This window comes from Acinetobacter sp. AG3 (assembly GCF_022343575.1).
Taxonomy (GTDB): Bacteria; Pseudomonadota; Gammaproteobacteria; order Pseudomonadales; family Moraxellaceae; genus Acinetobacter; species Acinetobacter guillouiae.
In genome coordinates, this window is the sequence record NZ_JAKQZD010000001.1 from 1,966,326 (window position 1) to 1,991,029 (window position 24,704).

The 24,704-nt window shown below is 38.2% G+C and carries 22 protein-coding genes and 1 other RNA gene; 16 read left to right on the top strand and 7 right to left on the bottom strand.

Annotated features, from left to right (window positions below):
• Window positions 1-79 precede the first annotated feature (79 nt).
• The 10 genes from frr to lpxA are packed head-to-tail and all read left to right on the top strand — an operon-like array spanning window position 80 to window position 10,214.
• Entirely contained in the window at window positions 80-634 is a 555-nt protein-coding gene (frr, locus tag L3V46_RS09090) for a ribosome recycling factor (protein ID WP_004719727.1), read from the top strand.
• Window positions 635-641: 7 nt separating this feature from the next.
• On the top strand, window positions 642-1,394 hold the full coding sequence (uppS, locus tag L3V46_RS09095) for a polyprenyl diphosphate synthase (RefSeq protein ID WP_004719730.1): 753 nt from the start codon (window positions 642-644) through the stop codon (window positions 1,392-1,394).
• Window positions 1,394-2,218 (top strand): phosphatidate cytidylyltransferase, encoded by an 825-nt coding sequence (locus L3V46_RS09100; RefSeq protein ID WP_004719733.1) that lies wholly within the window; start codon window positions 1,394-1,396, stop codon window positions 2,216-2,218. The genes uppS and L3V46_RS09100 overlap by 1 nt, the downstream gene beginning before the upstream one ends.
• Complete coding sequence (gene ispC, locus L3V46_RS09105; RefSeq protein WP_034613919.1) at window positions 2,219-3,415, top strand: 1-deoxy-D-xylulose-5-phosphate reductoisomerase; 1,197 nt, start codon at window positions 2,219-2,221, stop codon at window positions 3,413-3,415.
• 2 nt (window positions 3,416-3,417) lie between these two features.
• Complete coding sequence (rseP, locus tag L3V46_RS09110) at window positions 3,418-4,773, top strand: RIP metalloprotease RseP (RefSeq protein WP_034613921.1); 1,356 nt, start codon at window positions 3,418-3,420, stop codon at window positions 4,771-4,773.
• 36 nt (window positions 4,774-4,809) lie between these two features.
• Window positions 4,810-7,338 (top strand): outer membrane protein assembly factor BamA, encoded by a 2,529-nt coding sequence (gene bamA / locus L3V46_RS09115; protein ID WP_239045481.1) that lies wholly within the window; start codon window positions 4,810-4,812, stop codon window positions 7,336-7,338.
• A gap of 43 nt (window positions 7,339-7,381) precedes the next feature.
• The gene (locus tag L3V46_RS09120; protein WP_004822135.1) at window positions 7,382-7,867 is read left to right on the top strand and encodes an OmpH family outer membrane protein; all 486 of its coding nucleotides are present in this window, start codon (window positions 7,382-7,384) and stop codon (window positions 7,865-7,867) included.
• A gap of 3 nt (window positions 7,868-7,870) precedes the next feature.
• Window positions 7,871-8,941: a UDP-3-O-(3-hydroxymyristoyl)glucosamine N-acyltransferase gene (gene lpxD / locus L3V46_RS09125; protein WP_239045482.1), complete on the top strand. Its 1,071-nt coding sequence runs from the start codon at window positions 7,871-7,873 to the stop codon at window positions 8,939-8,941.
• Window positions 8,942-8,943: 2 nt separating this feature from the next.
• Complete coding sequence (fabZ, locus tag L3V46_RS09130) at window positions 8,944-9,429, top strand: 3-hydroxyacyl-ACP dehydratase FabZ (protein ID WP_004719745.1); 486 nt, start codon at window positions 8,944-8,946, stop codon at window positions 9,427-9,429.
• Window positions 9,426-10,214 (top strand): acyl-ACP--UDP-N-acetylglucosamine O-acyltransferase, encoded by a 789-nt coding sequence (gene lpxA, locus L3V46_RS09135; RefSeq protein WP_004822130.1) that lies wholly within the window; start codon window positions 9,426-9,428, stop codon window positions 10,212-10,214. The genes fabZ and lpxA overlap by 4 nt, the downstream gene beginning before the upstream one ends.
• A gap of 70 nt (window positions 10,215-10,284) precedes the next feature.
• Here the strand turns inward: lpxA and L3V46_RS09140 are convergent, their stop codons facing one another.
• Window positions 10,285-11,142: a YbgF trimerization domain-containing protein gene (locus tag L3V46_RS09140; protein WP_239046767.1), complete on the bottom strand. Its 858-nt coding sequence runs from the start codon at window positions 11,140-11,142 to the stop codon at window positions 10,285-10,287.
• Between the two features lie 380 nt (window positions 11,143-11,522).
• Between L3V46_RS09140 and ffs the strand changes: the two genes are divergently transcribed.
• Window positions 11,523-11,619, top strand: an RNA gene (gene ffs / locus L3V46_RS09145) — signal recognition particle sRNA small type.
• 139 nt (window positions 11,620-11,758) lie between these two features.
• On the opposite strand, the gene L3V46_RS09150 is transcribed toward ffs, so the two are convergent.
• The 6 genes from L3V46_RS09150 to L3V46_RS09175 form a co-directional block, all read right to left on the bottom strand.
• On the bottom strand, window positions 11,759-12,385 hold the full coding sequence (locus L3V46_RS09150) for a regulatory protein RecX (protein ID WP_239045483.1): 627 nt from the start codon (window positions 12,383-12,385) through the stop codon (window positions 11,759-11,761).
• 203 nt (window positions 12,386-12,588) lie between these two features.
• Window positions 12,589-14,019 carry a class I adenylate-forming enzyme family protein gene (locus L3V46_RS09155; RefSeq protein ID WP_239045484.1) on the bottom strand — a complete coding sequence of 477 codons (1,431 nt, stop codon included), beginning with the start codon at window positions 14,017-14,019 and terminating at the stop codon, window positions 12,589-12,591.
• Window position 14,020: 1 nt separating this feature from the next.
• The gene (locus L3V46_RS09160; protein WP_239045485.1) at window positions 14,021-14,869 is read right to left on the bottom strand and encodes an SDR family NAD(P)-dependent oxidoreductase; all 849 of its coding nucleotides are present in this window, start codon (window positions 14,867-14,869) and stop codon (window positions 14,021-14,023) included.
• 146 nt (window positions 14,870-15,015) lie between these two features.
• The gene (gene recA, locus L3V46_RS09165) at window positions 15,016-16,059 is read right to left on the bottom strand and encodes a recombinase RecA (protein WP_004719755.1); all 1,044 of its coding nucleotides are present in this window, start codon (window positions 16,057-16,059) and stop codon (window positions 15,016-15,018) included.
• Window positions 16,060-16,218: 159 nt separating this feature from the next.
• Entirely contained in the window at window positions 16,219-16,659 is a 441-nt protein-coding gene (locus tag L3V46_RS09170; RefSeq protein WP_004719756.1) for a S4 domain-containing protein, read from the bottom strand.
• Window positions 16,643-17,362 carry an HAD-IA family hydrolase gene (locus L3V46_RS09175; protein WP_239045486.1) on the bottom strand — a complete coding sequence of 240 codons (720 nt, stop codon included), beginning with the start codon at window positions 17,360-17,362 and terminating at the stop codon, window positions 16,643-16,645. Before L3V46_RS09175 ends, L3V46_RS09170 begins: the two co-directional genes overlap by 17 nt.
• 289 nt (window positions 17,363-17,651) lie before the next feature.
• On the opposite strand from L3V46_RS09175, the gene rmuC reads away from it, so the two are divergent.
• From rmuC to L3V46_RS09200, 5 genes are all read left to right on the top strand, one after another.
• Entirely contained in the window at window positions 17,652-18,977 is a 1,326-nt protein-coding gene (rmuC, locus tag L3V46_RS09180) for a DNA recombination protein RmuC (protein ID WP_239045487.1), read from the top strand.
• Between the two features lie 32 nt (window positions 18,978-19,009).
• Complete coding sequence (locus tag L3V46_RS09185) at window positions 19,010-19,237, top strand: hypothetical protein (RefSeq protein WP_239045488.1); 228 nt, start codon at window positions 19,010-19,012, stop codon at window positions 19,235-19,237.
• Window positions 19,238-19,376: 139 nt separating this feature from the next.
• Window positions 19,377-20,228, top strand: coding sequence for a 3'(2'),5'-bisphosphate nucleotidase CysQ (locus L3V46_RS09190; RefSeq protein ID WP_004719760.1), 852 nt, complete (start codon window positions 19,377-19,379; stop codon window positions 20,226-20,228).
• A 375-nt stretch (window positions 20,229-20,603) separates the two neighbouring features.
• On the top strand, window positions 20,604-21,332 hold the full coding sequence (locus L3V46_RS09195; protein WP_239045489.1) for a phosphoglycerate mutase family protein: 729 nt from the start codon (window positions 20,604-20,606) through the stop codon (window positions 21,330-21,332).
• A 364-nt stretch (window positions 21,333-21,696) separates the two neighbouring features.
• Window positions 21,697-24,654: a M66 family metalloprotease gene (locus L3V46_RS09200; RefSeq protein WP_239045490.1), complete on the top strand. Its 2,958-nt coding sequence runs from the start codon at window positions 21,697-21,699 to the stop codon at window positions 24,652-24,654.
• Window positions 24,655-24,704: the final 50 nt, after the last annotated feature.

Genomic DNA, 24,704 nt, shown 5'->3' on the forward strand with positions numbered 1-24,704 from the left:
GGGTGTATTGACACTTCGCCTGTTTATGAAATGTCATTAGACCCCATACACATTTAGATAAATAAGTAAGGAAGATCATATGATTAACGATCTTAAAAAAGACGCAGAAGACCGTATGAATAAGTCATTGGAGTCTTTGGAACATGGTTTTGCAAAGGTTCGTACAGGTCGTGCGCATCCATCCATCCTAAATGGAGTTATGGTTCCTTACTATGGTTCTGACGTGCCGTTAAACCAAGTGGCTAACGTGGGTGTTGAAGATTCACGTACTTTGTTAGTTCAACCATTTGAACGTTCAATGGTTTCTGCAATTGATAAAGCAATCCGTGAATCAGATTTGGGCTTAAACCCAGTAACTGCTGATGCGATTCGTGTGCCAATGGCAGCTTTGACAGAAGAAACTCGTAAAGATATGCAGAAAGTTGCACGTAACGAAGCAGAAAATGCCAAAGTTGCGATTCGTAACATTCGTCGTGATGTTTTAGGCGATATCAAATCATTATTAAAAGATAAAGAAATTTCTGAAGATGATGAACGTCGTGCAGGCGATGATATCCAAAAAATTACCGATAAATTTGTTGCTGAAGTGGACAAACGTCTTGCTGCGAAAGAAGCTGAATTGATGAAGGTCTAAGATTTAAATGACCACATCTGAAGACAACCATCTTCCAAAACATGTTGCCATCATCATGGATGGCAACAATCGTTTTGCAAAAAAGAAACAACTGCAAAAAGGTGATGGACACCGTGAAGGTAAAAATGTCCTTGATCCGATTGTAGAGCATTGCCGTAAAGTTGGCGTTCAGGCGCTTACTGTGTTTGCTTTCTCAAGTGAAAACTGGAACCGACCGCAGTATGAAGTTGATTTGTTAATGAAATTGTTAGAAGACACAATTCATGAACAAATTCCACGGATGGAAAAATTCGAAATTTCGTTGAGATTTATTGGTGATCGTAGTCGGCTTTCTCCAGAGCTACGTGAATTAATGTTGCATGCTGAACAAAGGACTGCTAAGTTCAGTAACATGACTTTAACAATTGCGATTAGTTATGGTGGTATGTGGGATATCGCAGATACTGCACGTAAACTTGCGCAACAGGTTAAAGATCAACAAATTGATGTGAATCAAATCAATACTGAGTTATTTGCACAACAAATAAGTTTGGGGGATTTGCCACCCGTGGATTTATTGATTCGTACAGGCGGTGATTACCGACTGTCTAATTTCTTACTGTGGCAGGCTGCATACGCTGAGTTATATTTTACTGAGACATTATGGCCAGAATTTACAGTGCAAGAGTTGGATCATGCGTTCAATATTTTTTCAGGGCGTGAAAGACGTTTCGGAAAAACCTCTGAACAAATTCAACAAGAACATATAGAGAATTTATAATGTTAGAGCGGATTATAACCGCATTGGTATTGGTGGCAGTTGTACTGAGTTGTATGTTTGCAACAAAATCTCAATATCCAATGTTAGTGTTAATGATTATCGCAGCTGGGGCAGCAGGTTATGAGTGGTTTAAACTCATGCCACATGAATCTGACCATGTGAAGAAAATTAAAGCTGCTGGATTCGGTGTATTGACCGCTTTTTTTTCAGGGTTAGCATTATATTTTAATGATTTGGCGCTTATTCTTTGGAGTGCCTCTATTCTCACTTGGTTGTGTAGTCTGTATTGGGTAAAACATTATCCTGAATATGATGGCTGGTACAATATCACTTTAAATATTGTTGGCTTGGTTTTAATCAGTGCCGCAGTTACCGCTATTTTTGAAGTTTGGAAAAGCTCTCCTTGGTGGTTGATGTACCTGTTCCTGTTGGTTTGGGGCGCGGACAGTGGTGCATATTTTGTTGGGCGTAAATTTGGTAAGCGTAAACTTGCGCCAGATGTGAGTCCAAACAAATCAATCGAAGGCTTAATTGGTGGGATTGTCACTGTTGCGATTGTGATCATCGTGGTTCAATCGATTTACCTACATTTAACGCTTCCACAACATATTCTTTTCCTAGTTTTGTCTATTGTGACTGTGTTTAGCTCTGTGCTTGGCGACTTGTTTGAATCTATGATCAAACGTCGTGCAGGAATTAAAGACTCAGGTCGTATCCTTCCAGGACATGGTGGGGTGCTTGATCGTATAGATTCATTGCTTGCTGCGGCTCCGTTTTTTGCGGCTGGCATGTATGTTTTAAAACTTATTGGTGTAGATTTATAGATGTCACAATCTGTTTGTATATTAGGTGTTACAGGTTCTATTGGGCGCAGTACTTTAAAAATTTTACAACAGCATTCGGACCAGTATTCAGTTTTTGCAGTGACTGGATTTAGTCGAATCAAAGAACTCAGTGAAATATGCAAACAATATCGACCGAAATGTGTTGTTGTACCATCGGATAAAGTAGATGAGTTACAACAGCTACTTGCTATACATCATATTTTTGATATCGAAATCCTTACAGATGAGGCAGGGCTTATCACCGTATCGGAACATCCTGATGTAGATGTGGTGATGGCAGCAATTGTTGGTGCAGCAGGATTGTTGCCGACTTTAGCCGCAGTGAAAGCAGGTAAGCGCGTTTTACTTGCCAATAAAGAAGCCTTGGTGATGTCTGGCGATATTATGCTTCAAGCAGCTAAAGATCATCATGCTTTGTTACTGCCTGTCGACTCTGAACATAATGCTATTTTCCAATGTCTTCCGCAAAATTATTTACAGATTCAACCCAATGGTGAGCCTCAATTGGGGGTCAAGCAAGTTTTGTTGACTGCTTCAGGCGGCCCATTTTTAAACTTTAGTTTAGAACAATTAAAAACCGTAACACCTGCACAAGCCTGTAAACATCCAAATTGGTCGATGGGACAAAAAATCTCGGTAGATTCTGCAACCCTGATGAATAAAGGTTTAGAATTGATCGAAGCATGTCATTTATTTTCAATTAAAGAACAATTTGTTACAGTTGTTGTTCATCCACAAAGTATCATTCATTCAATGGTTCAATATGTGGATGGTTCAACTTTGGCTCAAATGGGTAATCCTGATATGTGTACGCCGATTGCGCATGCACTTGCATGGCCTGAGCGGATTCAAACACATGTCCCGCCTCTGGATTTATTTGTCCATTCACAACTCGACTTTCAAGCACCAGATATTACGCGTTTTCCATCGCTTAAACTGGCTCGGCATGCTATGCAGGCGGGCGGATTGGCACCGTCTATTCTCAATGCTGCCAATGAAATTGCTGTGAGTGCTTTTTTACAGCAAAAAATTGCATTTTTACAAATTTCACAAGTGGTTGAACATACCTTAAATCACGTTCAAAATGGTTTGGCAGATTCGATTGACACGATTTTGCAGACAGATCAACTTGCGCGCCAAGTTGCTTCACAACGCATTACACAATTGGGAAGCTGATCATGAGTGTTCTATTTATCATTGTTGCTGCCATATTCTTACTTGGTCCGCTGATTGCGATTCATGAATTTGGGCATTATTGGGTTGCACGTAAACTCGGTGTAAAAGTACTGGTTTATTCGATTGGTTTTGGTCCAACTTTGTTGAAGTGGACATCGAAAAAATCAGGTATCCAATATCAACTTTCTGCATTACCACTGGGTGGTTATGTCAAGATGTTGGATGAGCGTGAGGGGAATGTTAGTGCGGAAGATTTGCCGTTAGCATTTAACCGTCAGCCACCATGGAAGCGTATTGCGATTGTTGCTGCAGGTCCATTGATCAATTTGATTTTTGCAATCGTCCTATTTTGGATTCTATTTCTGCCTGCACAAGAGCAATTAAATACTCGTGTTGGTGCAATTCTACCCAATACACCTGCTGCAACAGCTCAAATGCAAATTGGCGATAAAATTGTTGCTGTAGATGGAACAGATGTCAGCACTTGGGAAAAACTCAACTATGCCATCGTTGATCGTGTTGGTGAAACAGGTCATATCGATGTTCAGGTTGAGCGCAATGGTCAGCCGCAGAGTTTTGCTTTACCAATCAAGAATTTCTTAAAAGACCAAAGTCAGTCACCATTTGATGTACTAGGTTTTACCCCATATCGTCCACAGATTCCTGCAACTGTTTATAAGTTAAGTAGTGATGGCGCTGCGATTCGTCAAGGGATGAAAGAAGGTGACCAAATCATTTCAATCAATCAGGTGAAAATGAAAGATTGGTTTGATGTGGTGGATGTGGTACAAAAATCACCTGAAAAGTTACTTAAAGTTGATGTGTTGCGTCAAGGGCAAATTGTACATTTACAAGTAATGCCGCAAGGTAAACGCGACAATATGGGAAATGTAACAGGTATGTTGGGTGTGCAAGCACAGACTGATAAACTGACAATTCCTACTGAATATAAACAAACAATTCAATATAATCCTGCTGAAGCTTTTGTTGTTGCTGTTGAAAAGACCGGGCAACTTTCAGCAATGATTTTGAATTCAATGGTGAAGATGGTACGTGGTTTAATTGGCTTAGATAATTTATCAGGTCCAATTACCATTGCAAAAGTCGCTGGTCAAAGTGCTGAAATGGGGTGGCAAACATTCATTTCATTTATGGCTTTGATGAGTGTGAGTTTGGGGATTTTAAATTTATTGCCTATCCCGATGTTAGATGGCGGTCATTTGGTTTATTACATTGTTGAAGCAATTCGTGGTAAACCTGTTTCTGAACAAATACAATTGGTTGGGTTAAAAATTGGTATGGTACTGCTTGGTAGCATGATGCTTCTTGCAATATTTAATGATTTTATGCGTTTATAACGCAATTGTGGATTAACTTACTGGAAAATAATAGGCATGCAGCACTCACATTTATTTATGCCATTAGCGCTCGTTAGTGCGATGGCAGCTGTACAGCAAGTACAAGCGGCAGATGAGTTCATTGCACGTGATATCCGTGTGGATGGCTTGGTTCGTTTAACGCAACAAAATGTTCTTGCACTTTTACCAATAAATAGTGGTGACCGTGTCAATGATCCTGCAATTGCTGATTCAATTCGTGCTTTGTACGCTTCAAATCTATTTGATGATATCCAAGCATCTAACCAAGACGGTGTCTTGGTGTTTAAAGTGATTGAACGTCCAGTAATTTCAAAAATTAATTTTAAAGGCAATAAACTAATTCCGAAAGAAGCTTTGACGGATGGTTTAAAGAAAATGGGCTTGGCCGAAGGCGAAGTGCTTAAAAAGTCTGCCTTACAAACCTTAGAAACTGAGTTAGAGCAACAATATGCTCAACAAGGTCGTTATGATGCAGATATTAAAGTTGAACAAGTTGCTCAACCTAATAACCGCGTTGAATTGAATATCAATTTTAATGAAGGTAAGCCTGCAAAAGTCTTTGATATCAATATTATTGGTAATACCGTATTTAAAGAAGACGACATTAAACAGGCGTTTGCGGTAAAAGAGAGTGGCTGGTTATCGGTTATTTCTCGAAATGACCGTTATGCACGTGAAAAAATGTCAGCAAGTCTAGAGTCATTGCGTGCGCTATATCTCAATAAAGGTTATATCAATTTTGATATTAACAGTTCAAATTTAAATCTTAGTGAAGATAAAAAACATATCTTTATTGAAGTTTCAGTCAACGAAGGCGAGCAGTTTAAATTTGGCGAAACTAAATTTTTAGGTGATGCACTTTATAAAACTGAAGATTTAAAAGCGCTACAAATCTATAAAGATGGCACAACGTATTCTCAAGAAAAAGTCAATGCTGTAAAGCAGTTATTACTTCGTAAATATGGTAATGCGGGTTACTACTATGCAGAAGTAAATGTCGTCCCTGAAATCAATAATGAAACCCATATTGTTGACTTAAATTACTATATTAATCCTGGTCAACAAGTGACTGTACGTCGTATTAACTTTACTGGTAATACTAAAACTGCGGATGAAGTATTACGTCGTGAAATGCGTCAAATGGAAGGTGCTTTAGCAAGTAACGAAAAAATCGACTTGTCTAAAGTTCGTTTAGAACGTACTGGTTTCTTTAGTAAAGTTGATGTTAAACCTGTTCGTGTACCGAACTTGCCAGATCAAATGGACTTGAATATTGATGTTGAAGAACAACATTCTGGTACCAGTACATTGGCTGTAGGTTATTCTCAGAATGGTGGTATCACATTCCAAGCAGGTTTAAGCCAAACCAACTTTATGGGTACCGGTAATCGTGTTTCTATCGATTTATCTCGTTCAGAAACCCAAGATTATTATAACTTAAGTGTGACTGACCCATACTTTACCATTGATGGTGTAAGTCGTGGTTATAACATGTACTACCGTAAAACCAAGTTAAATAATGATTATAACGTTAACAACTATGTAACGGACAGTATCGGTGGTGGTGTTACATTTGGTTATCCAATTGATGAAAACCAAAACATTAGTGCAGGTTTAAACGTTGACCAAACTAAAGTAACTACTGGTGCTTATGTTTCAACCTATGTACGTGATTACTTAAAAGCCCATGGTGGTAAAACTATTGGTACAAGTACATATTGTGATGGTGAGTGGAAAGCACTAGATTCTACAAAACCAGATGATCTTTCATGTGTTGATTCAGCAGGAAAGGTTAAAGATTTAACACCATTTGATTCTGAGTTTGAAGGTAAGTTCTTAACTTATAATTTAAATTTGGGTTGGTCATATAATACATTGAACCGTCCAATTTTCCCTACTAACGGTACCTCACATCGTGTCAATGCTGAAATTGCATTGCCAGGTAGTGATGTTGAATATCAAAAAGTTACTTACGATGCACAGACTTATTTCCCATTAGGCCGTGATTTCGTATTACGTGGCTATGGTAAGTTAGGTTATGGTAATGATTTACCATTCTATAAAAACTTCTATGCGGGTGGTTTTGGTTCAGTCCGTGGTTATGACAACAGTACATTGGGTCCAAAATACCCTGGTGTGACCTATAACGAAAGAAAAACCAAAGACTATGACCCTGAAGAAGTTGGTGGTAATGCTTTAGTACAATTCGGTACAGAATTGGCTCTACCTGTTCCATTTAAGGGTGATTGGGCGCGTCAGATCCGTCCGGTGATCTTTGCTGAGGGCGCACAAGTCTTTGATACAGACTGTAGCACAGCGACTGGTGATCTTTATCTAGATGGTTCAAAAACACCAATTAATGCAAAACAGTACTGTAAAGACAATAATGATTTTGACTTTGGTAACATGCGTTATAGTGTTGGTGTAGGCTTTACTTGGATTACCATGATTGGCCCACTTTCGTTGAGCTATGCATTCCCATTGAATGACAAACCGGGCGATGAAACTAAAAATATTCAATTCGAGATTGGTCGTACTTTCTAAGTACGATCTTTTTACGAGATTTAACTTAATATAAGGAACAATGATGAAAACAATGAAAATGGCCATTATGGGCTTAGGCTTGGGTTTTGCTGGATTGGTTCAAGCGGCAGGTTTTGGTGTAGTTGATCTAGAAAAAGTTGTAGAAAGTAGCACCTACTTAAAGCAACAGAATGCAAGTTTAGAACAATCGGTTAAACCGCAAACCACTAAGCTTGAACAAATCACCAAAGATATTGAAGCGTTGAAACAAAAAGCACAGGCCCAAGGTGCAAATGTTCAGCAAATTAATGCGCAATACCAAGCAAAAGTGAATGAATTCCAAACGATTCAGCAAGGTGTTCAGGCGAAAGTACAGAGCACAATTCAAAACACCAATGCAACTTTTGAGGCTCGTGTAAAGCAAGCTGCTGAACAATTGCGCCAAGAAGCTGGATTAGACTTTGTTTTGAATAAAAATTCAGCACTTGCTTATGACGCAAAGAGTGATTTAACTGCTAAAATAATCCAAAAGGTTAATGCAATTAAATAATCAATGAAATCAAATCGTTTTCATCTCGATGAATTAGCTCAGCTTGTACAAGGTGAGCTAATTGGTCAAGCCAATTTTGTTTTAGATGGGCTTGCAAGTTTAGAACACGCGCAATCCAATCATATTTCTTTTGTAAATAACGACAAATATTTGAATGAAGCTCAAAATTCTAAAGCTGGCGCTTTGATCGTCACGGCGGAGTTAAAAGAACAGCTTACAAATTGCCAGAATTTTATTGTTGTTGCCAATCCCTATCTCGCTTTTGCGATTTTAACCCATCAATTTGAAGTTAAAGTAACTAAACGGGGTATCGAAAGTACCGCGCAAATCTCTCCTTCAGCAATTATTGCAGATGATGCTTATATTGGTCATTATGTTGTGATTGGTGATGATTGTGTGGTGGGTGCAAATACAGTTATCCAATCGCACAGCAAAATTGATGATGGTGTTGAAATTGGCAAAGACGGTTTTGTCGATTCTCATGTGACTATTACAGGCCAAACAAAAATTGCAGATCGTGTTCGGATTCATTCCAATACTGCAATTGGTGGAGAGGGCTTCGGTTTTGCACCTTATCAAGGAAAGTGGAATCGTATTGCTCAATTGGGTTCTGTACGTATCAGAAATGATGTACGTATAGGTTCAAATTGTAGTATTGATCGTGGTGCTTTGGACGATACAATCATTCATGACGGTGTCATTATTGATAACCTTGTGCAAATCGCCCATAACGTGCAAATTGGCGAAAATACTGCCATTGCAGCCAAGTGTGGTATCGCGGGTAGTACGATTATTGGCAAAAACTGTGTTCTTGCAGGTGCTGTTGGCATCGTAGGGCATATAAAAATCACAGATAATGTCACAATTACTGGAATGTCAATAGTCACAAAAAGTATTTCTGAAGCAGGTTCTTATTCTTCAGGTACTGGACAGTTTGAAACAAATCATTGGAAAAGAACGGTTGTGCGCTTAAGACAATTAGCAGATGTGCCATTGACCAAACTGGTGAAACAAATAGATCATATGCAGGCTCAAATTGAGTCCATTGAATCAACTTTAAAGTCGCGTAAATAATTATGACTGAGTCTAAATCTCTACCTTTTACGGTTCCTGAATTACCAATGCAAACCCAAACGATTCGCGAGTATTTGCCACATCGTTATCCATTTTTGCTTGTCGATCGTGTAACTGAAGTTACAGAGAATGGGATTGTAGGATACAAAAACGTTTCAATTAATGAAGAATTTATGCAAGGTCATTTCCCTGGCTATCCAATTATGCCGGGTGTTTTGATCGTTGAGGCGATGGCACAAGTTTCTGGTGTGCTTGGTTTTATCATGAATAATGAAAAGCCAAGACCAGGTTCTTTGTTCTTATTCGCTGGTGCTGAAAAAATACGATTTAAAAAACAAGTCGTACCAGGTGACCAACTCGTGCTAAAATCTGAATTACTCATGCAAAAACGTGGCATTTACAAGTATTTATGTACTGCCAGTGTTGACGGCGTGGTAGCAGCAACCGCTGAAATTATCATTTCTCATCAGAAATTAGAGCAGGCATGAGCAGTAACGACTTAATCCACCCAACCGCTATTATTGACTCTTCTGCAGTGATAGCACCAGATGTCCAAATAGGGCCATATTGTATTATTGGTCCACAAGTGACGATTGGTGCTGGTACCAAACTTCACTCACATGTTGTGATTGGAGGCTATACACGTATTGGTGAAAATAACGATATTTTCCAATTCGCAAGTGTAGGTGAAATTTGTCAAGATTTAAAATACCAAGGTGAAGAAACTTGGTTAGAAATTGGCGACAACAACAAAATCCGTGAACATTGCAGCTTACATCGTGGCACTGTTCAAGATCGAGGCCTAACCAAAATAGGAAGCAATAACCTATTGATGGTGAATACGCATATTGCACATGATTGTTTGATTGGAAATAACAATATTTTTGCAAATAATGTCGGCATCGCTGGCCATGTTCACATTGGCGATTTCGTCATTGTGGGCGGGAACTCAGGTATCCATCAATTCTGTAAGATTGATTCTTATAGTATGATTGGTGGTGCATCACTGATTCTTAAAGATGTTCCTGCTTATGTCATGGTTTCAGGCAACCCTGCGCATGCCTATGGTATGAACGTTGAAGGGATGCGTCGTAAAGGTTGGTCTAAGAATGTGATTCAAGGCTTAAGAGAGTCGTTTAAATTGATCTATAAAGAGAATTTAACCACTGAACAAGCCATTGAAAAAATTCGTCAAGAGATCCTTCCAGAAGTTGAAGAAGTCCAGTTATTGATTGATTCAGTATTAGAATCTAAGCGCGGTATCGTGCGTTAATTGTTAAAAATATCAATAAAAAATGCCTCTATTGAGGCATTTTTTTTGGTCTAAATTGTGAATAAGCGGATTAACCTTTTTTGAAAAAACCTGCTTCTTCTGATTTAGGGTAGGTGCTTAACAGTTTGCTTTTATAGACATTTGCAGTTTGTGTATTCTTGTTAACATCTTTGGCAATACTATAAAGTTGGTATAAAGCACGCGGTGCTTTAGACGAGTTTGGAAATTTAGCTGCCACGATTTCATAGTTTTTCTTGGCTTCATTATAGTTTGGTGGATCAATTGCCAATTGAAACTCAGCTAACCAAAAATAAGCATTTCCAGTATAAATACTGTTTGGGTAGTTTTTAATAAAGTTTTGCATAGGAGCGATGGCTTGTTTTGCACCGCCTTTTTTATAGGCATCTAAAGCAATGGTATAAGCTGCTTTTTCCAGTGCAACAGGATCACTGGTATTGTTACTGCTGTTGGCTGGTGTTGCTGGATTTTGAGCCGTTGTTGGTGCCGGGCTATTCGTTGTAGCTTTGCTTGCTGTGGCTGTTTGATCGGTTGCGGTTGAACTATCGACAGGTGCATTTTCAGCAGGTGCTTGTTCTGGTTGATTGCTTTCAGGTTCAAGTTTCTGATTGAGCAGTTCAAGACGTTGATCTAAATCGGTATAGCGGTTGGTGAGTTCTTTGTTTAGTTGATCAATGGCATGATCTTGTTCTTCAATCTTGCCACGTAATTCACGAATTTGATTTTCTAATTGTTGATTCTTTTGTATTAAATCCCAATTCATATTTCCAGCAATGGGTGCTGGTGAATTCGCTACATCATTTCGAGATGATGCAGTATCACTTAATCCACGAGATTCTATAGGGATTGCATATAAAGATGCTGAACTGAGTAAAGCAATAGAAAACAGGGCATGCTTTTTTAGCATAATTTAAAATCCATCAAAGTCAAAATTTTTCAAATAGACTGATATGGGCTATTTGAAAATCAATAATTGTTATCATTAAAAACGGCTAGGGGCGGAATTGCAAGATGCTTTTACAATCTTCAGCTAATTCTAATGCAATATGAAGCTTTTTTGTATTTTAACACCTGCAATCTATGAAGTAGCGCTGAGATAAAATTCAGTAGAATATTGACTGATGCTTGATAATTTTAATGGGCTACTGAAAAGAAAAGTTAGAATTACTGTTAAAAATTAACCATATTGATGATGAAATAAGCAAACGAATGAATAACTTGAGAAAATCACAATGTTAGGCTTGAAAGAAAATTAAAAATCTCTATACTCTGTTCTTGCAATGGTAGCCCTGCTGGTGGTTTCGCAATTGTACTCTGAAAACCCCGCCAGGACCGGAAGGTAGCAACGGTATCAGAAATACGATGTGCCGAGATTTTGCTAGTAGGGCTGCCACCAGATTTTTAAATCTACCAATAATAATAACTTAATATATCCATTCGATTTATATCCTACATTTTAAAACTATCTCTGCTATTTAATTCCTGAAAATTTTTATATTCTCAATCTTTAGACCATCTGATTTAATTCAATCATCACTTGGTTTTTTTGAAATTGCTTTCATAATCGCATCCATTTCAAAACCACGATATTGTAAAAAGCGAATTTGTTTGGCTTTAATTTTTGGATCTTTGCTGACCTCTGTACCATATTTTTTAACTTTCAATTGATAGGCTTGTTCATACCAATCAATTTCTGCAATATCCTCTTGTACTAAGGCTCTATCCAGTTGTTTGGCGCGTAAGGCCAGTTTGATTCGATTCGGGCCTTTACCTCTACGGACTTGGCTACGTACAGTCATTTCTGCCACACGTTGGTCACTTTGGTAGTTATTCGCTGACAACTCATCAACCAAAGTTAAAACCTCCTCTCGGCTCTGCGCATAGGTCATCAGCTTTTCAATTAGATCAGCTTTGGAATATTCTTTTCGAGTCAACACCGCAAAAGCATAAGAACGCAAACGTGTACCGGTTAAGCCCTGTGGTTTGGGTGCAAGATCCTGTTCCGCATTAAAGGCGTGCTCATCATTTGCAATGCCAGATGCAGGTTCTGCAGGTTGAGATGTAGAATGCTGATATTCTATTGTTTCCTGTTCACCAAATTGCTGTTTGAGTTTTTGGTAATCTAACAATTTGGGAAATTTTGCTTGGCTCATAGCTATTGATAACAATCTATTTATTTCAGAGATAAACACTAGTTTAGCTTTAATTCATTTTTTTAACAGTGCAAATGCTATACGGATGAATTTTCCTCCGCCTAAATATCAAAGAATCTAAACCAGTATAAGAGGGGAAGATAAGTAGATATCAGGGTTTAGATTTTTTATTTAAAGCGCTTCATGTCGAAGCTTAATAACGCCTAAACTGGCTTACCGATACTGTCTGTTTCTATTTGATCAATGATTCGAATTGATTTAGGGCGAAGGTAGCGAGGAGTTTGGCCGCTAATCCATAATTGTAATTCTTCAATATTGAGTATCTGATTGAGAATAATGTCTACTGCCAAGCATTGTCCAAGATCAGCATCATCTATAGCATAAGCGTGTGCAAATTTGATTGCGCTATGGGTATATAAAATATTTTCCAAATCAATCGGGTAAACATTTACACCACCGCAAATTAACATATCATCAGAGCGACCTTTTAAATAATAATAACCTTTAGCATCTTGTACGGCTAAATCACCGCACTGTAGCCATTGATTCGGTGTAATTGACCAAGCACATTTGCTCCATAAGATACCGATATTGCCATTTTCTAAAGGCTGACCTGTAGAATCGGCAATTTTAATTTGTACACCTTGAATAGCTTTTCCTATACTTTCAGGATTTCGTTTTAAATCAGCTGTTGTTGCCAAGAGGTTAATTCCACTTTCAGAGCTGCCATAGAGATTGAACAGTTGTATCTGAGGATAGTGATGTAGGGCGTGTTTGACTAAATTCGCACTTAAAGGCGCGCTACCTGTAATGATGTATTGCACTGAGCTCAGAGGAGCGTTCAGTTCAATTAAACGGTATAAAATAGTGGGCACTAAGTTTAAACAATCAATTTGATAGTGTTTAATCAGTTGCTTGGCAGATTGTGGATCAAAACGTTTTTGCAAAATCACAGTTTTATGAAAGCTCAGCGCCATCAAACTCGCAGTTAAACCTGCCGCATGGCAGAGTGGTGTCATCACAAAAATTTGCTTAATTTTAAAAAATTTTAGTTTTCTGAGCATGAGGTCTAACAAAGGTAAACTTTGTAGTGGTTTAGATTGCCTTGTCGCAACTTTAGGAATTCCTGTTGAACCAGAAGAACAGACACTTATTTTATTAAAATAAGTCGGTTTTATACGAAATTTCTGCTGGGTACTTGGTGCAGGAATAAGCGTAAAATTTTGGATATTGAGTGGAGTAAATACATCTAAACTGCCAATAAGATGCAGTTGTCTCTGGTCAATTAAAGCTTGAAGTTTATGCTGTACGAGGCTGGGGTTAACGATAATGATATCTTTACCTAAACGGCTCAGTGCAAACAAGGCCGCCAAGCTATCTAGGTCTTGTTGCATCATTAAACCAATCTGTTGCGGAAGTTGCTTTGGATTATGGGAGTTTTGCCATTCACAAATAAGTTGATCAGTTCTGCATTTTAATTCTAAAAAGCTAATTTGATGATCATCAATAATAAATGCTGTTTTATTTTTTTGAATACGCGTCTGTGCATCTAAAATACTATATAAATGAATACCATGTTGAGTAGTGCTATAGCATAAACTTATGCACCATCTTAACCAAAAGATCCATTTCATCTTATAACTTTCGCTTGAGTAAATGTTTATAGAAATAATAAATCGGTGTGATCAACAATATTGAACCAATCTGTGCAATTCCTAGCCACCATGGTTGCCATTGTCGTTTACGATAAATTAGGCACGCAAGAATCGCTTGAGCAGCGTCTTTTGCTTGCATCGCTGGCATTTGTTGATATTGCTTGGTGGGTAAAATCATTCGTGTACGGACTAAGGGCAAGTAGACTAAGCCTGCGTGTACTTCATGAATCGCCAATTCTGGTTGAATGGCAAGAATCCACTGTTGCATTGCGGTTTTCGAAGCTTGATAGGTTGACCAAAATGGCGGGGCAAACAGTTTGGTATTGATGGTTGAAACCACAATAATTTGTCCTTGCTTGTGTTTTAAATCACCTAACAATAAACGGGTAAGTTGAGCAGGGTTGATATAGTTAATCGCAATGGTTCGATCGATATCCTGTGGGCGATCCAAGCTATCCCAAACAGAGCGCTGAATTGATTTTCCTGCATTATGGATCAATACATCAATCTGAATATTACGTGCTGCTAGGCTTTGAAAAATATGTTCTGCAGCATCGGATTGATATAAATCTACACAGATGATTTCAATATGGCACGAATAAGATTCTAATTCACTTTTGAGTTGTATAAGTTTATCTGTACTGCGTGCAATCAGCACAAGCGTGCATTGTGTATTGGATAACAGCCTTGCACATGCTTCACCAATCCCAAAACTTGCCCCTGTAATTAAAATGGTTTTATTTTGAAAGTGTTGTTTGAGTTTATTTTTTTGAATTCGTGGAGCTCGAAAAAATAAAAATTCAGTGATTGTTCTGATTTTTTTATACATAATAATGAAAGAATCTGATTCATACGGCTTTAGCTTAGTTATAACTGAAATTTATATTAAATCAAAATAACTGTTGTTTAATTTGGTTTTTAGCATAAAAAAGCACCTCGAAAGGTGCTTGATATACTTAAAAATAAAGTTTGAATTTAAACATCTAAAAAGTCAGGCTCTTCTTCTTTCTCTTCTGCTGGTGCAGCATTGGCAGTAGTCAAAAGCTTTTCACGAATCATACGATCAAGTTCTTGAGCCAATTGAGGGTTTTCCTCTAAATGTCGAATGACATTATTTTTACCTTGACCGATTTTGTCGCCTTGATATGAGTACCAAGCACCTGCTTTTTGTACAAGTTCTTGTCCAACTGCAAGATCAACCAATTCACCTAAGTGATTTACACCTTTACCATACATAATTTGGAAAAGTGCTTCACGGAAAGGAGGCGCCATTTTGTTTTTTACAACTTTGACTTTGGTTTCAGAACCTACAATTTCATCGCCTTCTTTAACTTGTCCAATACGACGAATATCTAAACGTACAGAAGCGTAGAACTTCAATGCGTTACCACCAGTTGTGGTTTCAGGGCTACCAAACATCACCCCAATTTTCATACGAATCTGGTTAATGAAGATAACCATACAGTTTGAACGCTTGGCATTACCTGTGATTTTACGTAAAGCTTGGCTCATCAAACGTGCTTGTAGACCCATGTGAGAGTCACCCATTTCGCCTTCAATTTCGGCTTTAGGGGTTAACGCTGCTACAGAATCGACAACGATCATATCGACTGCACCTGAACGAACCAACATATCTGCGATTTCAAGTGCTTGCTCACCATTATCTGGCTGTGAAACTAGAAGGTTGTCTATATCTACCCCAAGCTTACGTGCATATTGTGGATCTAAAGCATGTTCCGCATCAATAAAGGCACATGTTCCACCTGCTTTTTGGCATTGTGCAATGGCTTGTAGCGTCATTGTCGTTTTACCAGAAGATTCAGGACCGTAAATTTCAACGATACGACCTTTTGGTAAGCCCCCAATACCCAATGCAATATCAAGTGTTAAAGAGCCTGTAGAGACCGCTTCAACCGCTTGAACAGTGTTATCACCTAAGCGCATCACTGTGTTTTTACCAAATTGTTTCTCAATTTGGCTCAGTGCCGCATTCAGTGCCTTGCTTTTGTTATCATCCATCTCGTAAACCTCAAACGATGTAATATCACTAATATCTTAAGTGGATGTCATTAAATTTGATCTTTCGTCCACGGCAGTAATAGTGACAGAAAATAAAAAATGGTTCTATATTAAAAAACATTAGTACGACATAAGATGTCGTACCCAACCTAAACGAATTCAGTCATCATCATAGGACCAAGATTGGTCAAATTGTTGATCATTTTCTTGTTTAAATTTGCTAATTTGTCGTCGATCTTTTTTACTTGGTCGATGATCAGGGCGCGCTAGATTATGCAATTTTCTTTGGGATGAAATCAACTCTCTACGTGCCACACTCACCTCAGTTTCTTCATAAAGTTGTTGGGCAATCGGTGCGCCGCCACGAACAACGGAGAGTGCTTTAATCACTACCGTTTTACGATCAAAACCTTGTTGTATGGTGAGCTCCATTCCAACACGAATCTCTTTTGAGACTTTAACACGTTCATTATTATGATGAACTTTACCACCCTCGATTGCATCTTTGGCAATAGAGCGTGTTTTAAAAAAACGTGCAGCCCAAAGCCATTTGTCTACACGCATTGTTTCAAGTTGTTGTTTCTCAGGCTGTTTTGACATCGACATCCTTATGTTCTAAATCTGTTGAGTGTAAATTTGCTAACGCTACGTTTTTCAGTAATGGTAAAAGCTCAGTTAAATGATTAATTGCAGGGTATTGCAATTCTAAGTGATGACGCGCAACACGACCACTGGAAGGTTGGGTAATCGTGATTAAGTGCGCTATACCAAACTTTTCAGCACCTTTTAATACTGGGATGGTGTCATCCAAAAAACATGCATTTTGTGGATCAAATGGATGCTTTTGCTGCAGGATTTGCCAAAACTCAATAAACTCTTTGGAATAGCCAATTTCTTCACTACTGATCATTACTTCAAAATAAGGGCTGAGATCAACATTTTCAAGTTTAAGTTTTAAGCCAGCACAATCTGCATTAGTCAGTAACCAACAACGATAACCTTGTGCTTTTAATTGTTTTAATAATTCAAAACAGCCCATTCTTGGGGTGATTTTATCTTTAAAATCATATTGTAACTGTAGGATATCAACCCCAACTTTTTCAGACCAATATTTTGAAGAATACCAGCAGAGGGTATGATTATGTTGTTGATAAAATGCATTTAGAATGTTTTGACTGTGCTCTAAACTACATTGATGGGTTTCTGCATGCCGTTCAGGGAGTTTTGTGTTCCAGATCAGATCATCAAAAGCTAAATCAAGGAGTGTACCGTCCATGTCAAAAAAGATGATCGGTTTTTGCATTCAAGAAACTCCAAAGTTTTTTAAAGTTTAACAAAGTTCATCTGAAATTGTAAAACGAGTTCATTTTTAATAAATTAGCGATAAATTTTTATACAAATAACAGGCGGTTGAATTTCATATTGCACAATAATGAGGCAAAAGATATTCTGTCTTTATAAAAAGGGGATATAAATGAATAGATTATTATGTGTTGTTATTGGATTTAGTTCAACGACCATATATTTAGCTTTAAATTCTGTAGATATGAAAATTACAACTAATTTTATGAATTACCGGGACTACTAACACAATGGAAAATATACAAATAATTATACTCGTTGCCATAATCATCGTTGCAATTTTACAAATATTGCTATTATTAAAAAAATCAGGGAAATTCAATACAGACGATATTTTATCCCCGATGAGTCAATCTTTTGAGCGTATTGAGCGATTCACAAGCAATGAATTGGGGAAAAGCAGGGAAGAATCTAGCCAGCAATCAAGATTTAATCGCGAGGAGCTTGGAGGTACAGTTAAAGCAGAATTATTAACTTATGCACAAACAATGCGAGAAAGTCTAAAGCAGATTTCTGATGAACAAACAAAGCATTTAAATGCCTTTGTAGAGCAAATTAACAGTCTAAATCGATCTCAAACACAACAAGCAGAATTACTTAGAAATAAGATTGAAGAAAAGTTAATTAACTTACAAAAAGATAATTCTGAGCAACTAGAGAAAATGCGTCAAACTGTCGATGAAAAACTCCAAGGCACGCTTGAAAAAAGATTATCCGAATCCTTTAAATTGATTAGTGAACGGTTAGAATCAGTTCATAAAGGACTTGGCGAAATGCAAGTTTTAGCCAGTGGTGTTGGCGACCTTAAAAAAGTTTTAACAAATGTTAAGACTCGAGGTACTTGGGGAGAAGTCCAATTAGGTGCCATGTTGGAACAAGTACTCACAATTGATCAGTATGAAGCGAATGTGTCAACGAAGGGTAATGCTGAGCGTGTTGAATATGCTGTGAAGATTCCAAGTAAGAATAGTGATCAAGAGATTGTATGGTTACCTATTGACGCTAAATTCCCTATGGAATCATATAGCCGTTTAATTGAAGCGCAAGATAATGCTGATGCAGTTGGGGTTGAATCAGCTTTAAAAGAATTGGAATTACGTATAAAGCAAAGTGCCAATGACATCAGTAGAAAATATATTTCACCACCATCCACAACTGATTTTGCAATTTTATATTTACCAACTGAAGGTCTATTTGCTGAAGTGACCAAACGTTCTAATCTTGTTGATATGGTTCAGCGTGATTATCGAGTGGTATTTGCAGGCCCTACAACATTATGGTCGATATTAAATAGCTTACAAATGGGATTCCGAACCTTAGCAATAGAAAAGCGTTCAAGTGAAGTATGGAACACATTAGCTGCTGTTAAAACGGAATGGTTTAAATATGGTGAAGCATTAGATAAGGTTAAAAAGAAACTTGAAGAAGCTTCAAATAGTATTGATCAGGCACAAGTCAGAACAAGAGCAGTTGGACGTAAATTAAAAGAGGTTCAAGAGCTGCCAAGTTCTCAGGCGGATAATATTCTTGATTTAGAAGATACACTTCCTCAATAAAATCACTCACATGTATATGTGGAAATTATGAAATGGCAAAAAAAGTAGCCCAACAAATGATGATGTGTAAATCTTGTGGGAGACAAACATTACATCAAAAAAACATCAAAGAGATGAGCTGGCTAATGCATTTGGTTTTAACCATTTTTACTGGCGGTTTATGGCTGATTATTTGGATTATTATTTTATTGTGGCATATGATCGCAAAACCTGCTTCTGCTGTTGCAAATCGATGGATTTGTTCACAGTGTGGTAAATAAACTTACAAAGCACCTTTATGTGCTTTTTATCACGCCAAACTCAGGATATTTATTAATTAAAAGCTATTGTTTTCATGCACTCAACATAAAAAAATGGTAGGCTTGTGGACAAAAATCAGACATCCTACAGGTCGGATCAATGTTTATTACCACTCAAGCACCACAAGATGAACAAATTTTAAAATTAGTTCCAGTTTTGGCATCTGCAAGTCAAATCTTGCTCGAGGAATACCAAAATTATTGTGCTGGAAATGCGTTTAATATTGATAAAAAGGATGATCAGTCACCTGTTACTCAAGCTGACCTAAAAGTGAATGCTTATTTAATTGAACAATTGGCGAAAATCACTCCTGAAATTCCAGTGCTATCAGAAGAGAGCGATTATTCTCAACGACATACATGGAATATCTGCTGGATGTTGGATCCTTTGGATGGAACCAAAGAATTTATTCATGAACGTGATGAATTTACGATTAATTTAAGTCTAATTCACAACCACCAAACCATATTTTCAATCATTGCTGTACCGACAGAGCAAGTGATGTATTTGGGATATTTAACAGAATTGCCTTATAAATATTGCTTTATTCATCGTACTTGGGAACGTTATTGTAAGTTTAAAGCTGTAGAGGAAGATGCAATTCAAATTGGACTAAGCCATAGCAGTAAAAATCCAAAGTATCAGCAATATATTGATTATATTGAACAAGAATCGCCTGTCATTAGACGCGAGGCGGGCAGTGCCTATAAGTTTTGTATGATGCTTGAAGGCGAAATTGATATTTATCCAAGATTTCATCCAACCTCTGAGTGGGATACCAGTGCAGGACAAGGATTATTGGAAAGTATTGGTGGCGGATTACTGAGTTTAGCTGCGGTTCCATTTACCTATAATCAACGTGATACCGTGTTAAATGATGGTTTTATCGCATTTCGGAATGTCGAGAATAAAGAAATTGCTTTAGAAGCATTAAGCAATGTGAGCTTTTAATCTGATATACATATGCATTTTATAGATAATTTAACACTTTGATATTGGGTCTGTTGACAATTCGTCTATGTTTGCGACTACGTGTGTTTTTTAGGCGATACTAGGCACGAAATACGAAATTTAGTCATTCTAAATAAGTAGTTCGTAAGGACGTAACGGCAAAAAACACGCTAGTCCCGAAGGGTTGTGGCTAAAATTATCTCAGCCTTTGTTATGAAACTCGAAAATAGTCTCGCTATTCTCCTCGTTTCCTGCTTTGCCTGCTCAATTTTAACCTACAACGCAAGCCATTTATGAAATGTTAACAGACCCTAGATTGAGCGCTTGGCTGCATATGTTATAGTAAGCTTGTATAAAAATGAGTTTTAAGTTGATATGGCCTTAGATTTATTGCCGAACAGTATGCTAAAAGCAATAGATTTATTGCCCGATGCGAAAACACCTGTAACCTTATTCACGCGTCATTCAATTCGTGAGGTTGTGAATGGGCAGGGGCTGGCAGGTTATGATCTGCAATTAACTTCCCAAGGTCGTGATCTAGCGCAAGCTTGGGGCTGTTATTTGATTGAAAATACGGATCGTGTGATTCAACACTGTATTTCAAGCCCCATTCAGCGTTGTGTCGATACCGCGGCTTTGATGATTCAAGGCGCTGACGGAATTTCTTCTTATCCGAATACCCATCATATCGAAATTGTAGAAAAGGGCTTATTGGTTGAGCCGGGAAGCTTTGTGCTGGATATTAAACAGGCCGCTCCCTATTTTAGAGCACAAGGTGCTTTAGGTTTTATCAACAGTTTTGTAAATAATGCCTTACCTGGTATGAAGCATCCGATTACGGGTGTGGTGGATGTGCTTGAATTAATCTATGAAACACATCCTACGCTAAACAACGGTATTAGTTTGGCTGTGAGCCACGATACGATTCTTGCTGCAATTATTGCGGTGATTTCAAAGCGTACCTATATCAGCCAAAGTGATTGGCCTGAGATGATGGAAGGTCTATTTGTTTGGTTTGAAGGTGAGCGTTTTGCAGATAGTCATTTGAAATGGATTTGGCGAGGCGAACGTGGTGAATTGTCGATACGTGAGTTTCAGCAATAATTGGATCAAATACAAGAAGAAGATTAAATAGCAGTGTATTCCTTACACAATGGGCGACATTCATGTCGCCACACGATAGCAATAAGATGTAAAAAAAATGTAAAAAGCAAAGTCTTAAGTTAGTAATGGTATTGCTAACACCATGTTGTAAGCAGGCTTGGTGTGATTAAATAACAACCTAAAACTCAATAAATCCATAAAAGTAAAATTTAGAGCAATATGTCCTTTTTATATTTTTTAAATAAAAATCACATGATTACAAACAATATGATATATTTAAATAATTGAAATATATAATTATTTTAATTTAATCTCAGAAACTAGGGATAGAGATAAGTCGTTATAAATATGGGGAAGATATGTGATGCAATTACGGTTTAAATATTTAACAATTTGTACGCTTTCAGCAATGCTTATCGCATGTGGAGGCGGTAGTGATAGCCATTCTACAAATGATCAGCCATCGAATATACCGCAAAACCCTGGCGATGGTACAAATGAGTTACCTGGCGATGGTACACCAGAAACCCCAGACAATGGTTCAGGTGGGTCAACGGAGACTCCTCCTGAAAGTGGTTCAGGCGGCTCAAATGGTGGTACAACACAACCTCCTGAGAGTGGTTCGGGCGGTTCAAATGGCGGTACGACTCAGCCTCCAGAGAGTGGTTCAGGTGGCTCAAATGGTGGTACAACACAACCTCCTGAAAATGGTTCGGGCGGTTCAAATGGTGGTACAGGCACAACACCACCTGTAGTAGAAAAATATCCAGAACCAGTTAAAAATAAAATCTCAAGCAGTGTATTAGGCTTTTATGATTTTAATGCACAGGGTGGAAATCGCTTATTACGCAATGATTTAAATGGTGACTTTGCTGCAATGCTACAGTTTGCCCAAAGCCATGTGGTAAATCCGAAGAATAATGAACAGGATAAAATGCCACGCTTAACAACGCAGAAAGATGCATTGTTATTGGTTACACCTTTGGTTTCAATGGGAGATGTTGATAAATTACAAGCGGAAATTTATCAAGGTAACCAACTGATACGTACCGTAAATCTAAAAGAGCCTTCACGTCTTGCTGCTTCCGATCAATCTAATCAGGATGATCGAGCGCGGGTGATGTACTCTAAACAGGCATGGTCAGTAGCATTAAAGTGGGATGAGGTACGTTCAGGATTATCCATCCGTATTATAGACTCTGTAAACAATCGCAGTGGTTCTTTAGCTGGAACAGATATTGATTTTGCCGCACCAGGCGAGTTGGTGGTACAAAGTATTCGTTTAGGTTTATTGACTGATGCGCCTAAATCCAATGGTCACTATATGCTGTTGGAACCTGAAAAAGCAGGAACCGATTATTTCCAAACCATCCCTGCTGCAAAAATGATTGTCAGCAAATACGATGAAATGAAGCTTAATCGGGTCATGGTTGCAAGTGGTGTCATTTACGGTTCTGTTAGTGCAACAAATGGTGGTGTCTATGATGGAGATATGCGTGAAAACACCGCTAAATCGACATTTAGTGTTGGAATTAACTTAGCGAATTGGGGTGTCACCAGTTCATCGATGCAAAGCCAAGAGCAACCACAAGTGACTCAAAGTGTGGTGATTCATCATGCCAGAGGTAAATATGCCAATGGTGAGTCCAATCACGGCTTAAGTGGTGGAAATGGTATTTTGACATTGATCGATTCGGTGGGGAATGAATTTAGCCATGAAATCGGGCATCACTATGGTTTAGGGCATTATCCTGGCTCAGTCGAAACAAGTGGAAGTCCTACAAATTATTTCTGGTCTGCACACCATGCGGATAGCGGCTGGGGATATATTGCATTTCGAAATAAAATGCGTGGCAATTTAAATTGGGGCAATACCAATTTAGGTGATGGCAGTAATGGTGTACCAAACTTCCAAAATCTCTATGCCTATGGTTGGGATGCCATGAGTGGTGGATCTAGCGCTAGCTCAATTTCCAAATATACCCACTATACTGGTTATAGTATGTGGTTAAAAATTCAACCTGCTTTTGATAAATACGTGTGGGATCCAAACTCTACGACAGGTTATAAAAAATGGAATGCAGCAACACGTGAAATGGTTGATGCACAACCCAAAACGCCAAACTCAGGCAATGTTTGGTATAACAGTGCCGATGGTAACTTTTTAAAACCACGGTTGTTTAGTGTGCCTGTTTATACGATTTTAGGTGGCTATGATCCAGTTAATCAGGTGGGGATTATTTATCCTGCGGCACGAGGCAATTGGGGCAATGTCTTTAATCTACCTCAGGCCAACACGGCTGGCACAGCTGCAAGTTGTTGGTTAAATGTGCAGTATGCCAACAAAGTAGAAAATATTGCACTTGCACCACAACGGGTAAATTCAGGTAGCAATGCCAATAAGTTCCATATCAACCTTGCGCAAAGTGATACACCTCAAAATGTTGATCTTTACTGCCAAAAAGCAGGTCAGCAAGCAGTGAAATTGTCGAATATCAATATTCCAGTCACTACACAAGCAATGGCACCTTTTGTTTCTATTGGTAAAGAAGCAGAGTATTCGGCATTAAGAACACTTGAAATGCCACAGCTCGAACAAGCTTTGCTGAATAATAAAGGTAAAGAGGTGGTCAGCCTAGATGCGGATTCACGCTTATTATTTGACTCTTATCGTCAATTTAAAACTGAATTGTCAGCGGACGCGCAAACAGAAATGGTCCGTTATACCCAACAGCAAATTAAACTTTATCGTTTAAATCGTTGGATAAATGCATATCGAACTGATCTTGAAAGTGGCAATGTAGAAGCAATTGAGGCATTTAATCAGTTTGTGGCAAAGTTGGAACTAAGTACTGATTTCAATTTAAACCATGTTTCCAGTATTAAAAATGGGACAAATTGTCTAAAAGTTGAAACACTGGCTAATGGCAAATTGAATGCCTATATCAGTGGTAAGAGTGGCTGTACGGGTGATGACACTGAACAGTGGATCTACGATGCAATGGGTAAAATCCACAGCAAAAAATATATGGATCAGTGTTTAGCCAATCAGGGTGGTGTGATTAATCTAAGCTCATGTAACCATGATGCAGCAAGCCAAGTGTGGGCGATGAATGCCACACTGCAACGTATCGAGCAAGGTTCAAAATGTTTTGATTTGGAATATGGTTATTTAAGCAATAACCGAGCACGTTTGATTAGTTATAATTGCGGTACTGGTGGGAATCAAAAATGGACAAATCTTACTGCCAATAACAGTTTGATTTTGGCTGCAACCCGCGCTGAAAATTTAGCTTTGATCAAGCAACTATTGATCAAGTAAGCAAATCAAACATTAAGTTATCACAATAAAATAAGCGCCATAAGGCGCTT

Coding starts and splice junctions, on each gene's coding strand:
- frr (WP_004719727.1), top strand. CDS start 80: ATGATTAACGATCTTAAAAAAGACGCAGAAGACCGTATGAATAAGTCA.
- L3V46_RS09100 (WP_004719733.1), top strand. CDS start 1,394: ATGTTAGAGCGGATTATAACCGCATTGGTATTGGTGGCAGTTGTACTG.
- uppS (WP_004719730.1), top strand. CDS start 642: ATGACCACATCTGAAGACAACCATCTTCCAAAACATGTTGCCATCATC.
- L3V46_RS09160 (WP_239045485.1), bottom strand. CDS start 14,869: ATGTATAAAAAAATCAGAACAATCACTGAATTTTTATTTTTTCGAGCT.
- L3V46_RS09120 (WP_004822135.1), top strand. CDS start 7,382: ATGAAAACAATGAAAATGGCCATTATGGGCTTAGGCTTGGGTTTTGCT.
- bamA (WP_239045481.1), top strand. CDS start 4,810: ATGCAGCACTCACATTTATTTATGCCATTAGCGCTCGTTAGTGCGATG.
- recA (WP_004719755.1), bottom strand. CDS start 16,059: ATGGATGATAACAAAAGCAAGGCACTGAATGCGGCACTGAGCCAAATT.
- L3V46_RS09170 (WP_004719756.1), bottom strand. CDS start 16,659: ATGTCAAAACAGCCTGAGAAACAACAACTTGAAACAATGCGTGTAGAC.
- L3V46_RS09200 (WP_239045490.1), top strand. CDS start 21,697: ATGCAATTACGGTTTAAATATTTAACAATTTGTACGCTTTCAGCAATG.
- L3V46_RS09185 (WP_239045488.1), top strand. CDS start 19,010: ATGGCAAAAAAAGTAGCCCAACAAATGATGATGTGTAAATCTTGTGGG.
- lpxD (WP_239045482.1), top strand. CDS start 7,871: ATGAAATCAAATCGTTTTCATCTCGATGAATTAGCTCAGCTTGTACAA.
- L3V46_RS09150 (WP_239045483.1), bottom strand. CDS start 12,385: ATGAGCCAAGCAAAATTTCCCAAATTGTTAGATTACCAAAAACTCAAA.
- L3V46_RS09155 (WP_239045484.1), bottom strand. CDS start 14,019: ATGAAATGGATCTTTTGGTTAAGATGGTGCATAAGTTTATGCTATAGC.
- rseP (WP_034613921.1), top strand. CDS start 3,418: ATGAGTGTTCTATTTATCATTGTTGCTGCCATATTCTTACTTGGTCCG.
- ispC (WP_034613919.1), top strand. CDS start 2,219: ATGTCACAATCTGTTTGTATATTAGGTGTTACAGGTTCTATTGGGCGC.
- rmuC (WP_239045487.1), top strand. CDS start 17,652: ATGGAAAATATACAAATAATTATACTCGTTGCCATAATCATCGTTGCA.
- L3V46_RS09195 (WP_239045489.1), top strand. CDS start 20,604: ATGGCCTTAGATTTATTGCCGAACAGTATGCTAAAAGCAATAGATTTA.
- lpxA (WP_004822130.1), top strand. CDS start 9,426: ATGAGCAGTAACGACTTAATCCACCCAACCGCTATTATTGACTCTTCT.
- fabZ (WP_004719745.1), top strand. CDS start 8,944: ATGACTGAGTCTAAATCTCTACCTTTTACGGTTCCTGAATTACCAATG.
- L3V46_RS09190 (WP_004719760.1), top strand. CDS start 19,377: ATGTTTATTACCACTCAAGCACCACAAGATGAACAAATTTTAAAATTA.
- L3V46_RS09175 (WP_239045486.1), bottom strand. CDS start 17,362: ATGCAAAAACCGATCATCTTTTTTGACATGGACGGTACACTCCTTGAT.